Origin of the sequence: Pseudomonas sp. Pc102, assembly GCF_018408275.1 — a bacterium.
Taxonomy (GTDB): Bacteria; Pseudomonadota; Gammaproteobacteria; order Pseudomonadales; family Pseudomonadaceae; genus Metapseudomonas; species Metapseudomonas tohonis.
This window is the reverse complement of record NZ_AP021905.1, coordinates 5,943,098-5,956,704: the sequence shown is the minus strand read 5'-3', so window position 1 is coordinate 5,956,704 and position 13,607 is coordinate 5,943,098. Positions and strand designations below refer to the sequence as shown.

The window sequence follows — 13,607 nt, the reverse complement described above, 5'->3', positions numbered from 1 at the left end:
AGCTCTATAAATCCCTGAAGTCGCCGTTAAAGAAGAACGGTCGTAGAGGAGCATCGTCGTGTCCGCCATTCTTTCCCTGCTCAGAAGCCGCCTGCTGCGGCCCGTCTTCCTTGCTCTCGGTATCTCCCTGCTGGTGCAGGTAGTGGTAGCCGTTGCCCTGACTCGGGGCACGGTCGACTCGCTGGTCGAGGACCTTGGCCGGCGCCTGGGTGATGACACCCGCCGCCTGTCGGGCGAACTGGAGCAGGCGGGGCGGGAAGTCTCCGGCAGCCTGGCCAGCCTCTCCAGCAAGACCCGCGAGCGCCTGAGTACGTCCCTCTCCGAGCGCCTCAAGGCCGAGCAGGGGCAGCTGCGCTCCACCCTGGAGGAGAACCTCAAGGCCTCCGCCACCGATCTCGCCCAGTTGCTCGCCGCCGTCGCGCCGCGCGCCATGTGGGATAACGACATTCCCACGCTTTCCGAATTCGCCCGCCGGGCCCAGCGCAATCCCAACGTGCTGTTCGTGATCTACGACGATGCCCAGGGCCAGCACCTCACGCGCTATCTCAATCGGGAGAATGCCGCGATCAAAGGGCTGCTGGCCAAGGGGCAGGGCGAGCGCGCACTGGACAAGGTGCTCAACGCCGCCGCCAGTGACCCGTCCGTGTACATGGTCGAAGCCTCGATCAGCCCCAACGGTGTGGAGATCGGCAAGGTGCGCCTGGGGGTTTCCACTTCCACCATCGAGGAACAGCTCAAAGCCTTGGATTCCCGCTTCAGTGCGCTGATCGCCAACGGTGGCGAGCTGGTGGGGCAGAGCCTTTCCGGTGCGGCGACCGACAGTACGGCAGTGCTGACCGCGCGCCTCAAGTCTGCCCAGGAGGCGGCCAATGGCATGAGCACCGGCACCCAGAAGACCGTCGAAGACGCTGCACACGAGCTGCGCTGGCGCATCGGTCTGGCCCTGGTGCTGGTCGGGCTCGGCGTGCTGCTGGTGCTCGCCGTGGTGCTCGGCCATCGCGTGGTCAACCGCCTGCGCCTGCTGATCGCGGCCCTGAACGACCTGGCGGCAGGCGAGGGGGATCTCACCCGGCGCGTGCGCCTGGACAGCACCGATGAGCTGGGCGAGATGGCCACGGCGGTGAACCGCTTCATCGACAAGCTGCAGCCCATCGTGCGCGAGGCGGGTGATGTGGCGGTGCGCACCGGCAGCGAGATCCGCTCGCTGTCCGAGCGCAGCCTGGCTGCCGAGGCGGCGGCCGATCGCCAGCGCAACGAGGTGGCCGGCAGTCTCGATGCCCTGGCGCAGATGACCGCCGAGGCCCAGGCCGAGAGCCAGGCCATGCAGACAGCGCTGCAGCAGGTCGGCGAGATTCGCCAGGCGACCCAGGACAACGCCGCCATCGCCCGCAAGGTCGGTGGCCTGATCGAGACCCTGGAGGAGCGCGTGCAGAACGGTGCCGAGGTGATCGAGCGCCTGGCGCGGCAGAGCGAGCAGATCGAGGTGGTGCTGTCGGTCATTCATGGCATCGCCGAGCAGACCAACCTGCTGGCCCTCAATGCTGCGATCGAGGCGGCGCGTGCGGGAGAGAGTGGTCGCGGTTTCGCGGTGGTGGCGGATGAGGTGCGTGCACTGGCCAGCAAGACCCAGCAGTCCACCGGCGATATCCAGGCGCATATCGGCGCGTTGCAGAAGGGGGCGAAGGAGGCGGTCGCGGCGATCTCCCAGGCGCGCGCCCGTGCCTCCGAAGGCATCGAAGCTCTGCGTGACAGCGAGCGCCTGCAGCAGAGCGTGCAGCAGGCGGTGGAAGGGGTTCACGAAGCGGTTCGTGCAGCCGCGCGTGCAGCCGAGCACCAGGCCGAAGGGGCGCATGCCGTGCGTGGGCGGGTCGATGTGATCCATGCCGAAGCGCGATTGGCTGCGGAGGCCGTGGCGGCCACCGCCAGCAGCGGGCGCGTACTCGATGGCCTGGCTGCGCAGCTGAAGTCCAGCCTCGGTCAGTTCAAGGCCTGATGCCTGGATGCCAGAAAGCACAAAGCCGAGCAGAGCTCGGCTTTGTGTTGAAGAGTGGTGCCCAGGAGAAGACTCGAACTTCCACGGTGTTGCCACCGCTAGGACCTGAACCTAGTGCGTCTACCAATTCCGCCACCTGGGCACATTGCGATGATTACTCATCGACTTCTTTGCTGCACTTGATCGACTGTGTCGACAGGGTGTACTGCTACCCTCTAAGCGAGAAAACGAGCCAAGAACTCGGTTTCTTGAATAATGGTGCCCAGGAGAAGACTCGAACTTCCACGGTGTTGCCACCGCTAGGACCTGAACCTAGTGCGTCTACCAATTCCGCCACCTGGGCACTCACAACGTCTCAGCAACGCTGTGGGCGCGAACTATACGGTTCGACTTTTTGCTTGTAAACCCCTGACAGTGAAAAAAATTATTCTTGGATGAAAGCTGACCGCTGAACGGATTTCGCGCTTCAATAGACAGATGGCAAACATAACTATGAATGAAAAGGTGAATCCCCTCTGATGGCCGATTGGCAAAACCTCGATCCCGAGGCCGCCCGCGAGGCGGAAAAGTACGAGAACCCCATCCCCAGCCGTGAACTCATCCTGCAGCGACTCGATGAGCGCGGCGCCCCGGCCAGCCGCGAGCAACTGGTCGAAGAGTTCGGTCTGACCACCGAGGATCAGCTGGAGGCGTTGCGTCGGCGCCTGCGCGCCATGGAACGCGATGGCCAGCTTATCTACACCCGTCGTGGTACCTATGCACCGGTCGACAAGCTCGACCTGATCCGTGGCCGCATCAGCGGTCATCGCGATGGCTTCGGCTTCCTCATCCCCGATGACGGCAGCGACGACCTGTTCCTCAGCCCTGCGCAGATGCGCCTGGTGTTCGACGGCGACCGCGCCCTGGCGCGTGTCTCCGGCCTCGATCGTCGTGGCCGCCGCGAAGGCGCCCTGGTCGAGGTGATCGAGCGCGCCCACGAGACACTGGTCGGCCGCTTCTTCGAAGAGAGCGGCATCGCCCGCGTGGTCGCCGACAACCCGAAGATCCAGCAGGAAGTCCTGGTGCCCCAGGGCAAGCAGGGCGCCGCCAAGCACGGGCAGTTCGTGCAGGTGAAGATCGAGCAGTGGCCGAGCAATTTCCGCGTCGCCCAGGGCGAGGTGGTCGAGGTGCTGGGCGACTACATGGCGCCCGGCATGGAGATCGAAGTCGCCCTGCGCAGCTACGACATCCCCCATGAATGGCCCGAGGGCGTGACCAAGGAGGCCGCCAAGCTCAAGCCGGAAGTGGCCGAGAAGGACAAGGAGAAGCGCATCGACCTGCGCCACCTGCCCCTCGTCACCATCGACGGCGAAGATGCCCGCGACTTCGACGATGCCGTCTACGCCGAGGCCCGCAAGGGTGGCGGCTGGCGCCTGTTCGTCGCCATCGCCGACGTCTCCCACTATGTAAAGGTGGGCTCGGCGCTGGATGAGGAGGCGGCCAATCGTGGCAACTCGGTGTACTTCCCCGAGAAAGTCATCCCGATGCTGCCGGAGGTGCTGTCCAACGGCCTCTGCTCGCTGAACCCACTGGTCGATCGCCTCGCCCTGGTCTGCGAGATGACCCTCTCCCGTGCGGGCAAGATGACCGGCTACGAGTTCTACGAAGCGGTCATCCATTCCCATGCGCGCCTGACCTACAACAAGGTCAGCCAGCTGCTGGAGACACCCGACTCGGTCGAAGGCAAGCAGCTCGCCCAGCAGCTTCCACAACTGGTTCCGCACCTGCAGCGGCTCTACAAGCTGTACAAGGTGTTGCTGGCGGCGCGCCAGGTGCGCGGCGCCATCGATTTCGAGACTCAGGAAACGCGCATCGTCTTCGGTGCCGACCGCAAGATCTCCGAGATCCGCCCGACCCAGCGCAACGACGCCCACAAGCTGATCGAGGAGTGCATGCTCTGCGCGAACGTGGCCACCGCCCGCTTCATGCAGGACCACGACATCCCCTCGCTCTACCGTGTGCACGACGGCCCGCCGGCCGAGCGCCTGGACAAGCTGCGCCTGTTCCTCGGCGAGCTGGGCCTGACCCTCAATCGCGGCAAGGGCGAACCGACCCCCAGCGACTACCAGGCCCTGCTGGAAACCATCCGTGGGCGCCCGGACTACCACCTGATCCAGACCGTGATGCTGCGCTCCCTGAGCCAGGCGGTTTACAGCGCCGACAACCAGGGGCACTTCGGCCTCAACTACGACGCCTACACCCACTTCACATCGCCCATCCGTCGCTATCCGGACCTGCTGGTGCACCGTGCCATCCGCAGCGTGATCCGCTCCAAGCGCGAGACCGTGCACGTCAAGCGGGCCGGCGCTGCAGCCATGGCCAAGGCGCGCATCTATCCATATGACGAGGCCGCCCTGGAGAAGCTGGGCGAGCAGTGCTCGATGACCGAGCGCCGCGCCGACGAAGCCACCCGCGACGTCACCAACTGGCTGAAGTGCGAGTACATGCGCGAGCGCGTGGGCGAGACCTTCCCCGGGGTGATCTCCGCGGTGACTGGTTTCGGCCTGTTCGTCGAGCTGACCGACATCTATGTGGAAGGCCTGGTGCACGTCACCGCGCTGCCGGGCGACTACTACCATTTCGACCCGATCCACCATCGCCTGTCCGGTGAGCGCACTGGCCGCAGCTTCCGTCTCGGTGACCCGATCGAAGTGCTGATCGCCCGCGTCGACCTTGACGAGCGCAAGATCGACTTCGAGCTGGCCGAGAATGCGCTCAGCGCGCCGGTCGGCCGCAAGAAGCGGGGCGCCGAGAAATCGGCACCCGCGCCGGAGGTCAAGCCCGCCAAGGGGCCGAAGACCCGCAGCCGGGGCAGCAAGCCTGCTGCGCTGGCGAAGAAGGCCGCGCGCAACCCCGAGCCCGAGCAGGTGGCCCCGGGCGTCGCCGTGGCGCCGCGCCGCAGCAAGGCCGGGAAGGTCCAGGCGCTGCCCCCGGTATCGCCGGAGATCCTCGCTCAGGCCGAGGAGATGCTCGGCAATACCGATGTCAGTCGCAGCCGCGCGCTGAAGCAGGCGCTGCTCAGCGAAGCCCGCCAGGGCGGCGAGAAGCCGCGTGGTGGCAAGGCGTCCGCTGGCAAGGGCCAGTCCCGCCCGGCCAAGGGCGCGCCCTTCGGTGCCGGTGGCCAGGACCCCGCCCCCAAGGATCGCGACGGCAGGCCGGGCAGCGGGAAACCGAAGAAGGCCAAGCCGGCGAGCAAGCCCGGCAAGCCGAGCAAACACCGCAAGGGACCGCCCAAGCCGAAGGCCGCCGGCGGCAGTAAAACCAAGGTCAAGCCATGAGTGAGTTGGAAAAGGTCTACGGCGTGCATGCCGTGGAAGCGCTGTTGCGTCACCATCCCAAGCGGGTCAAGCAGTTGTGGCTGGCGGAAAGCCGGCATGACCCGCGCGTCCAGGCGCTGCTCGACCTGGCCGGGCAGTTCCGCGTGCCCGTCGGCCAGAAAGATCGGCGCGAGCTGGATGAGTGGGCCGAAGGTGTCCACCAGGGCGTGGTTGCCGAGGTCAGTCCCAGCCAGGTCTGGGGTGAGAACATGCTCGACGAACTGCTCGAGCGCGCCGAAGGGCCTCCGCTGCTGCTGGTGCTCGACGGCGTGACCGACCCGCACAACCTTGGTGCCTGCCTGCGTACCGCCGATGCCGCCGGTGCCCTGGCGGTGATCGTGCCCAAGGACAAGTCCGCCACCCTCAACGCCACCGTGCGCAAGGTGGCCTGCGGCGCCGCCGAAGTGATCCCCCTGGTCGCCGTGACCAACCTCGCGCGCACCCTGGAGAAACTGCAGAAGAAGGGCCTGTGGACCGTCGGTACCGCCGGCGAGGCCGAGCAGGAGCTCTACCAGCAGGACCTGACCGGCCCCACCGTGCTGATCATGGGGGCGGAAGGCAAGGGCATGCGCCGCCTGACCCGGGAGCACTGCGACTACCTGGTGAAGCTGCCGATGTCCGGCAGCGTCAGCAGCCTCAACGTCTCGGTCGCCACTGGCGTCTGCCTGTTCGAGGCGGTGCGTCAGAGGGGCAGCGCCAAGCGCCAAGCCGCAAGCGACAAGTAAGAGCGGCCTGGAAAGCGGGGAGGGCTGCCGTACGTAGGGTGGGTAGAGCGCAGCGAAACCCACGCGGAACGGTGTTCGGCATGACTCCGAAGAGGTGGGCCGGTGAAGCATGGTCCATCTGGCATGCCGGTCCCTAAAGCAGACGTGCCCAGGGGTTGACGCGCTCCGCCGATCCCCCAGGCTCTTGCAGCTTGCAGCTTGCAGCTTGCAGCTTGCAGCTTGCAGCTTGCAGCTTGCAGCTTGCAGCTTGCAGCTTGCAGCTTGCAGCTTGCAGCTTGCAGCTTGCAGCTTGCAGCTACTGTTCAAATATTCACCAGTTCTTCTTGCGCGGCCCCGGGCGCTTCTCTAGAATGTCGCCCCTTGCCGCCCCGGCAGGCGCTCGCGCGCCTTCCTCGCCGGCAAGCCAAAACGAAACATTCACTCCTTGCCTGACCACATTGTTGGCAGGCTACAACCCGTAAGGAGCATTTATGCGTCATTACGAAATCATCTTCCTGGTTCACCCGGACCAGAGCGAGCAGGTTGGTGGCATGGTCGAGCGCTACACCAAGCTGATCGAAGAAGACGGTGGCAAGATTCATCGCCTGGAAGATTGGGGCCGTCGTCAACTGGCCTATGCAATCAACAACGTTCACAAGGCTCACTACGTGATGCTGAACGTCGAGTGCAGCGGCAAGGCCCTGGCCGAGCTGGAAGACAACTTCCGCTACAACGATGCCGTCCTGCGCAACCTGGTCATCCGTCGCGACGAAGCCGTTACCGGCCAGTCCGAGATGCTCAAGGCCGAGGAAAACCGCAACGAGCGCCGCGAGCGCCGTGAGCGCGTTGAAACTGACTCCGCCGTTGATGGCGATGACAGCGACAACGACAGCGACAACGCTGACGAGTAATCCACGGATCTATTGAGGAGCCAAGTTCATGGCACGTTTCTTCCGTCGTCGTAAGTTCTGCCGTTTCACCGCTGAAGGCGTGAAAGAGATCGACTTCAAGGATCTCAACACCCTGAAGGCGTACATCTCCGAAACCGGCAAGATCGTTCCTAGCCGTATCACCGGTACCAAAGCCAAGTATCAGCGTCAGCTGGCTACCGCTATCAAGCGCGCCCGCTACCTGGCCCTGCTGCCCTACACCGACAGCCACGGCCGTTGAGACCGGGTAGTCGACGCTTCAAGGGATAGATCGCATGCGCGCACTGGCTGAATTCACCATGCGAGGCCGCATGCAGGCAACGCTGGCCGTGGCCGGCGCTGCAGTGGTTCCGCTGTTGTTCTGGCTGAGTGCCTCCGCAGGCAGCCTGGTGCTGTTGCGAAGGGGGTTCAGTGATGCCGTCGGCATCCTGGCCTGGGCGGTACTGCCGGCTGCGTGCTGGTGGTACCTGGGCGATCCGAGCATCCTTCTGGCCCTGCTCGGGACCCTGGTGCTGGCGCAGATTCTGCGCGTCAGCGAGTCCTGGAGCCATGTGCTGATCGGCAGCGTGGCATTGGGCCTGGTGTTCGCACTGGTGCTCGGCAACGCCTACTCCGAGATGATCGGGGTGCTGGCGACCGAGGTCACCAAGGTGCTGGCCCAGGTCCGCGGCGATGCCCAGCTGTCGGGCGAGGAGCTCGACAGGTTGCAGGCCGCGATGGTGCCGACCCTTACTGGGGTCATGGCGTCCTCGCTGCAGGCCACCTGCCTTCTCTGCCTGGTGCTGGCGCGCTATTGGCAAGCGGCGTTGTACAACCCGGGCGGCTTCGGTCGCGAATTCCGGAGTCTGCGCCTGAGGCCCGCGGTTGCCGTGGCCCTGCTGCTGGGATGCATCCTGATCCCGGCGCTGGATGCACGTGCCGCGTTGCTCGGGCCGCTGTGCAGCGTGCCGCTGCTGTTCGCAGGTGCTGCCCTCGGGCACGGGCTGATCGCCCTCAAGCGCCTCTCGGGTGGTTGGCTGATAGTGCTGTACCTGGCCGTGCTGCTGATCGGGAACTTGATCTGTCTTTTGGCTGTGATCGACAGCCTGTTTGATTTTCGCGGACGCCTGGCTCGCAAGAACGGCGCCGGCCCCGCGAACGGTGAAGGTTAATAGTTAAGAGGATTCCCAAATGGAAATCATTCTGCTGGAAAAAATCGCCAACCTGGGCAACCTGGGCGACAAGGTGAACGTCAAGGCTGGTTACGGTCGTAACTACCTGCTGCCGCAAGGCAAGGCCACCGCTGCTACCGCCGAGAACGTCGCTGCGTTCGAAGCTCGCCGCGCTGAGCTGGAAAAACTGGCTGCCGAGAAGAAAGCTTCGGCTGAAACTCGCGCTGCCCAACTGGCTGAGCTGGAAGTGACCATCACTGCCACCGCCGGTGACGAAGGCAAGCTGTTCGGTTCCATCGGTACCCACGACATCGCTGACGCCCTGACCGCCTCCGGCGTCGAGGTTGCCAAGTCCGAAGTTCGTCTGCCGAACGGCACCATCCGTCAGGTTGGCGAGTACGACGTAGCTGTGCACCTGCACACCGACGTTGAAGCGACCGTCAAGCTGATCGTCATCGCTGCCTAAGTCGGCGCGTCCGGGCAACCGGACGGAGCATGCTTGCACTCAGGTGCGGGCACGCTAACAATCGGGCACGTCATTGCGAGAGCGGTGACGTGCCCGTTGTCTTTCTACCGCATGCATTCCCGAGCCCATGAACGAAATCAGCCTTCCCGAACAATTCGACCTGGAAACCTCCGCCCTCAAGGTGCCGCCGCACTCCATCGAGGCCGAGCAGGCGGTACTGGGGGGCCTGATGCTCGACAACAACGCCTGGGAGCGGGTACTCGACCAGGTCTCCGATGGCGACTTCTACCGTCATGACCATCGCCTGATCTTCCGCGCCATCTTCAAGCTCGCCGAGCGCAACGCGCCCTTCGACGTGGTGACCCTGTCCGAGCAACTGGACAAGGAAGGGCAGCTGTCCCAGGTGGGCGGCCTGGCCTACCTGGGCGAGCTGGCGAAGAACACCCCCTCGGTGGCCAACATCAAGGCCTATGCGCAGATCATTCGCGAGCGCGCGACCCTGCGCCAATTGATCGGCATCAGCACCGAGATCGCCGACAGCGCCTACGCGCCCCAGGGCCGCACCGGCGAGGAGATCCTCGATGAGGCCGAGCGCCTGATCTTCCAGATCGCCGAGGCGCGCCCGAAGACCGGCGGCCCGGTGGGGATCAACGACATCCTGGTCAAGGCCATCGATCGCATCGACGAGCTGTTCAACAACGGCGACGCCATCACCGGCCTGTCCACCGGCTTCGACGAGCTGGACAACCTCACCAGCGGCCTGCAGCCGGCCGACATGATCATCGTCGCCGGCCGCCCGTCCATGGGTAAGACCACCTTCGCCATGAACCTGGTGGAGAACGCGCTGATGCGCAGCGACAAGTCGATCCTCGTCTACTCGCTGGAAATGCCCTCGGAATCCATCGTCATCCGTATGCTCGCGTCCCTCGGGCGCATCGACCAGACCAAGGTCCGCGCCGGCCGCCTGGACGATGACGACTGGCCGCGCCTGACTTCCGCGGTCAACCTGCTCAACGACCGCAAGCTGTTCATCGACGACACCGCCGGCATCTCGCCGTCGGAGATGCGTGCACGCACCCGCCGCCTGGCCCGCGAGCACGGCGAGATCGGCCTGATCATGGTCGACTACCTGCAGCTGATGCAGATCCCGGGCTCCAGCGGCGACAGCCGGGTGAACGAGATCTCCGAGATCTCCCGCTCGCTCAAGGCCCTGGCCAAGGAATTCAACTGCCCGGTGATCGCCCTGTCCCAGCTCAACCGCGGCCTGGAACAACGCCCCAACAAACGCCCGATCAACTCCGACCTTCGCGAATCCGGGGCGATCGAGCAGGACGCCGACATCATCCTCTTCGTGTACCGCGACGAGGTCTACCACCCCGAGACCGAGTACAAGGGCGTCGCCGAGATCATCATCGGCAAGCAGCGTAACGGCCCCCTGGGTACCGCGCGCCTGGCCTTCCTCGGCAAGTACTCGCGCTTCGAGAACCTGGCGCCGGGCAGCTACAACTTCGAGGATGAGTAAGGGCAGCGGCAAGCTATAAGCCGCAAGCCGCAAGCCGCAAGCCGCAAGCCGCAAGCCACAAGGGTCTAGGGTGTAGGGTGGGTAGAGCGTAGCGAAACCCACGCGGTCGATGTTCGGCACAATCTCGATGTTGAAGCGTGGCCCATCTTGTGAGCGGAGGCTGGGCCCGGGCTTCGATGCTTGTCCTGCAAGCCGCAAGCGAGCAGCTTCTTGTCGCTTGAAACGTGCAGCTTGCCGCTCTACGTCAATGAAGAGGGGCGCCTTGCCGTTATCATGGGCGCCCGTTTTCGTTCATGAGCCCCTTCCATGCGTCCGCTGATCGCCGCCGTCGACCTTTCCGCCATCCGCCACAACCATGCCGTCGCCAAGCGCTGTGCCCCGGGGCGCCAGGTGTTCGCGGTGGTCAAGGCCAATGCCTATGGGCACGGCGTGCGGGAGGTGGTCAGCGTGCTCCACGATGTCGCCGATGGCTATGCGGTGGCATGCCTGGAGGAGGCCGCCGAGGTCCGGGCCATGGATGACCGCGCACGCATCCTGCTGCTGGAGGGCTGCTTCGAGCCCCGTGAGTACCTGATCGCCGCCCAGCTCGGGCTGGATGTGGTGGTGCAGGGCGAGCGCCAGGCCGAGGCCCTGCTCGTGGCCGAGACCAGCCGCCCGCTGAATGTCTGGCTGAAGCTGGATTCCGGCATGCACCGCCTGGGCTTCGATGCCGAGGCCCTACGCCAGTGGCACGGGCTGCTGCATGGCGCGGGCAAGGTGGCCGAACTCAACCTGATCAGCCACTTCGCCTGTGCCGACGAGCGTGGCCACGCGCTCACCGAGCAGCAGGTGGAATGCTTCCTCGGCCTGCTGGACCTGAATTTCGACCAGCGCAGCCTGGCCAATTCCGCCGCCATCCTCACCATTCCCGCCGCCCACATGGACTGGGTACGTCCCGGCATCATGCTCTACGGCGCCACCCCATTCGCCGACCTCGCCGCGCGCGAACTGGGGCTCAAGCCGGCCATGAGCCTGACCGCCGAGCTGATCGCCGTACGGGATGTCGCGGAAGGTGAGAGCGTAGGCTACGGCGCCTCCTGGGTCGCCGAGCGCCCCTCGCGTATCGGCATCGTCAGCTGCGGCTACGCCGACGGCTACCCGCGCAACGCGCCCAGCGGCACGCCGGTGGTGATCCGTGGCCAGCGTGCGCCGCTGGCGGGGAGGGTGTCGATGGACATGCTGGCGGTGGATCTGACCGACCTGCCCGAGGCCGTCGAAGGCGACGCGGTGGAGCTGTGGGGGGCGCAGCTGCCGGTGGACGAGCTGGCCGCCGCCTGCGGCACCATCGGCTACGAGCTGCTCACCAAGGTCACCGCACGGGTGCCGCGTCGTTACCTGAGCTGAGGCTCAGACCAGGCCGCTGGGTACCTTCAGCACGTCCAGCTCCAGGCGTGCCTCGCTGGACAGCTCGCCGTCCGCGCCGAAGATCGCGAAGCCCGAGCGGCCCTTCTCCTTGACCTTGTACATCGCCTGGTCGGCGGTCTTGTAGAGGCCGGCGAACTGCCGTGCATGTTGCGGGTAGAGCGCGACACCTATGCTGATGGTCACCGTCAGCTTCTGGGCGCCGTAGTGCACCGGCTCCGCCAGCTCGGCCAGCAGGCGCTCTGCGATCTCCCGGGCGTGGGGCTCGGCGTCCGGCCCGCAGATCAGCACCGCGAACTCGTCCCCGCCCAGGCGCGCCACGCTGTCGCCCCCCCGCACGTGCTCGCGCAGGCGCTGGCCGATGCTGCGCAGCATCGCGTCGCCGGCATCGTGCCCGTACTTGTCGTTGATCGGCTTGAAGTGGTCCAGGTCGATCAGCATCAGCGCCACCGTCTCGCTGCGCCGGCCGGCGTTGGCCAGGGCGGTTTCGGCGCGCTCGATCAGGTAGCGGCGGTTGGGCAGGTCGGTGAGGGCATCATGGAAGGCCGCGTGCTCCAGCTCCTGCTCGCGTTCGCACAGGCGCTGGTTGGCGGCCGCCAGTTCGGCGGTGCGGTTGGCCACGGCGGCCTGCAGTTCGTCGGCACTGGCCTGCATCTGCGCCAGGCGCGCGGTCTTCTCGCGGTCCACCTGCTCCAGCGCGGCGGCTTTTTCCTGCTTGAGCATCTGGATGCGGTAGGCGAGGGCGAAGGAGAACAGGATCGACTCCGCCGCCACGGCGATGGGGAACATGTAGGCGGTGAAGTTGGTGGGCTGGATGATCCCCGCCGCGCGCATCACCAGCACCGCCGTGCTGACCAGCACGGTGCCGTAACCGACCAGGTAGAAGCGCGCCGGGATGAAGCCCTGGTACCAGCGCACCCCGGCGCTGATCAGCGCGGTGGGCACGGTGACGATGGGCGTGATGGCGATCAGCAGGGCGCCCTCGGCGCGGTAGCCGAAGGCGTTGATCAGGATGGCGATCGCATAGAGCACGCAACTTACATTGAAGGCGCGCTCGGCCCAGACCAGCCCGCGTCGGGTGTACAGAAGCTCCTGGGTGAAGCGCATGACGAAGATGCCCCAGAGCGAGGGCAGGCTGATGCGGTCGAGCCAGAAGGGCACCGGCGAGCCGCCCCAGAAGTACTGGAAGCCGTGGCCGGTCATGCTGAGGATGAACACCAGGGCGCAACCGGTGGCCAGTACGTACCAGAGGTAGGCCTTGTCACGCAGGGCCACGAGGATGAACAGGTTGTAGAGGAACAGCGCCAGGATCACCCCGTAGATCAGGCCGAAGCCCATGTCCTCGGTGGCGCGCAGGTCCTGCAGGTCATCCAGCTGCCAGACCTTGAGCGGAAAGGAGTTGCCCGCCGGGTCGTAGCTGCGGAAGTAGAAGGTCAGCGGTTCCGTGCCGAGTTCCGGCAGGCGGAACACCATGCGCCGGTAGTCGAAGTCACGGCCTTCGGCGAAGGGCACCGACTCGCTGGTCTCGCGTTCGCTCCAGCCGCCCTGGCCATCGGGCAGGTAGAGGCGCACGCGGTAGACGGTGATGCCCGAGTTCTCCAGCCACCACTGTGCGGGCGCATCGGCGCTGCGGCTGAGTTGCACCTTTACCCACCAGGCGCTGCGGCTCTGCCCCACGGAGGCGCGTCCATCCGCCGGAACGAAACGCGACTGCACGGCCGGATCGGCCATGTCGGCGATGCCGAGTGTCCCGCTGGCGTCTTCCAGCAGCTCTATATGGGTGTTCAAGGGGGTGCCGCTGCTGTCGGCCTGCAACTGGAAGGGAGCTGCGCTGGTCTGGCCGCAGAGGCCGAGGATGCCCAGCAGAATCATTGTCAGATGGATTAGGCGAAGCACCGCACGCTCCTTGTGCCCGTAACCACTGGGGGGCGGGCGGTATTGTTATCGGCAGGAGTATAGCCATTAGGTATCAAAGTGATGACAGCTATATGTCGCCGGCTGGAAAAGGCATCGGAAAACCTACTGCCAAAGTCGGACTTGTTCATTTTTTGTGCTATATTTCGCGCCCGCTTTTTCACCTGAGAT

General features: G+C 65.3%; 10 protein-coding genes and 2 tRNA genes. 9 read left to right on the top strand and 3 right to left on the bottom strand.

Translation table 11 applies throughout. The features are described from left to right. The first annotated feature begins 58 nt into the window (after positions 1 to 58). On the top strand, positions 59 to 1,993 hold the full coding sequence (locus PHLH3_RS27210) for a methyl-accepting chemotaxis protein (protein ID WP_213626561.1): 1,935 nt from the start codon (positions 59 to 61) through the stop codon (positions 1,991 to 1,993). Between the two features lie 55 nt (positions 1,994 to 2,048). On the opposite strand, the gene PHLH3_RS27205 is transcribed toward PHLH3_RS27210, so the two are convergent. Together PHLH3_RS27205 and PHLH3_RS27200 are read right to left on the bottom strand one after the other, a co-directional pair. Continuing rightward, positions 2,049 to 2,135 (bottom strand) — tRNA-Leu (locus PHLH3_RS27205). 114 nt (positions 2,136 to 2,249) lie between these two features. Next, positions 2,250 to 2,336: transfer RNA gene (locus tag PHLH3_RS27200), tRNA-Leu, on the bottom strand. Between the two features lie 175 nt (positions 2,337 to 2,511). Between PHLH3_RS27200 and rnr the strand changes: the two genes are divergently transcribed. The 8 genes from rnr to alr all read left to right on the top strand — a co-directional run bounded on the left by rnr (position 2,512) and on the right by alr (position 11,504). Continuing rightward, entirely contained in the window at positions 2,512 to 5,310 is a 2,799-nt protein-coding gene (gene rnr / locus PHLH3_RS27195; RefSeq protein WP_213626559.1) for a ribonuclease R, read from the top strand. Beyond that, entirely contained in the window at positions 5,307 to 6,074 is a 768-nt protein-coding gene (gene rlmB / locus PHLH3_RS27190; protein ID WP_111259897.1) for a 23S rRNA (guanosine(2251)-2'-O)-methyltransferase RlmB, read from the top strand. The genes rnr and rlmB overlap by 4 nt, the downstream gene beginning before the upstream one ends. Before the next feature lie 470 nt (positions 6,075 to 6,544). Continuing rightward, positions 6,545 to 6,964, top strand: a complete 420-nt coding sequence (rpsF, locus tag PHLH3_RS27185; protein ID WP_111259899.1) for a 30S ribosomal protein S6 — start codon at positions 6,545 to 6,547, stop codon at positions 6,962 to 6,964. Positions 6,965 to 6,992: 28 nt separating this feature from the next. Continuing rightward, complete coding sequence (rpsR, locus tag PHLH3_RS27180) at positions 6,993 to 7,223, top strand: 30S ribosomal protein S18 (protein WP_003452992.1); 231 nt, start codon at positions 6,993 to 6,995, stop codon at positions 7,221 to 7,223. A 34-nt stretch (positions 7,224 to 7,257) separates the two neighbouring features. Further along, on the top strand, positions 7,258 to 8,133 hold the full coding sequence (locus PHLH3_RS27175) for a hypothetical protein (RefSeq protein WP_173171398.1): 876 nt from the start codon (positions 7,258 to 7,260) through the stop codon (positions 8,131 to 8,133). Positions 8,134 to 8,152: 19 nt separating this feature from the next. Further along, positions 8,153 to 8,599, top strand: a complete 447-nt coding sequence (rplI, locus tag PHLH3_RS27170; RefSeq protein ID WP_111259901.1) for a 50S ribosomal protein L9 — start codon at positions 8,153 to 8,155, stop codon at positions 8,597 to 8,599. A gap of 127 nt (positions 8,600 to 8,726) precedes the next feature. Then, a complete protein-coding gene (gene dnaB, locus PHLH3_RS27165) occupies positions 8,727 to 10,121 on the top strand; it encodes a replicative DNA helicase (protein WP_111259902.1) in 1,395 nt (464 codons plus the stop codon). A 306-nt stretch (positions 10,122 to 10,427) separates the two neighbouring features. Next, the gene (alr, locus tag PHLH3_RS27160) at positions 10,428 to 11,504 is read left to right on the top strand and encodes an alanine racemase (RefSeq protein ID WP_213626557.1); all 1,077 of its coding nucleotides are present in this window, start codon (positions 10,428 to 10,430) and stop codon (positions 11,502 to 11,504) included. A gap of 3 nt (positions 11,505 to 11,507) precedes the next feature. Here alr and PHLH3_RS27155 read toward each other — a convergent pair whose 3' ends face one another. Continuing rightward, entirely contained in the window at positions 11,508 to 13,394 is a 1,887-nt protein-coding gene (locus tag PHLH3_RS27155) for a diguanylate cyclase (protein WP_213630702.1), read from the bottom strand. Positions 13,395 to 13,607: the final 213 nt, after the last annotated feature.

Excerpts from the sequence above, each read along its gene's own strand:
- rnr (WP_213626559.1), top strand. The coding sequence starts at position 2,512 with ATGGCCGATTGGCAAAACCTCGATCCCGAGGCCGCCCGCGAGGCGGAA.
- rlmB (WP_111259897.1), top strand. The coding sequence starts at position 5,307 with ATGAGTGAGTTGGAAAAGGTCTACGGCGTGCATGCCGTGGAAGCGCTG.
- rpsF (WP_111259899.1), top strand. The coding sequence starts at position 6,545 with ATGCGTCATTACGAAATCATCTTCCTGGTTCACCCGGACCAGAGCGAG.
- rpsR (WP_003452992.1), top strand. The coding sequence starts at position 6,993 with ATGGCACGTTTCTTCCGTCGTCGTAAGTTCTGCCGTTTCACCGCTGAA.
- PHLH3_RS27175 (WP_173171398.1), top strand. The coding sequence starts at position 7,258 with ATGCGCGCACTGGCTGAATTCACCATGCGAGGCCGCATGCAGGCAACG.
- rplI (WP_111259901.1), top strand. The coding sequence starts at position 8,153 with ATGGAAATCATTCTGCTGGAAAAAATCGCCAACCTGGGCAACCTGGGC.
- dnaB (WP_111259902.1), top strand. The coding sequence starts at position 8,727 with ATGAACGAAATCAGCCTTCCCGAACAATTCGACCTGGAAACCTCCGCC.
- alr (WP_213626557.1), top strand. The coding sequence starts at position 10,428 with ATGCGTCCGCTGATCGCCGCCGTCGACCTTTCCGCCATCCGCCACAAC.
- PHLH3_RS27155 (WP_213630702.1), bottom strand. The coding sequence starts at position 13,394 with ATGATTCTGCTGGGCATCCTCGGCCTCTGCGGCCAGACCAGCGCAGCT.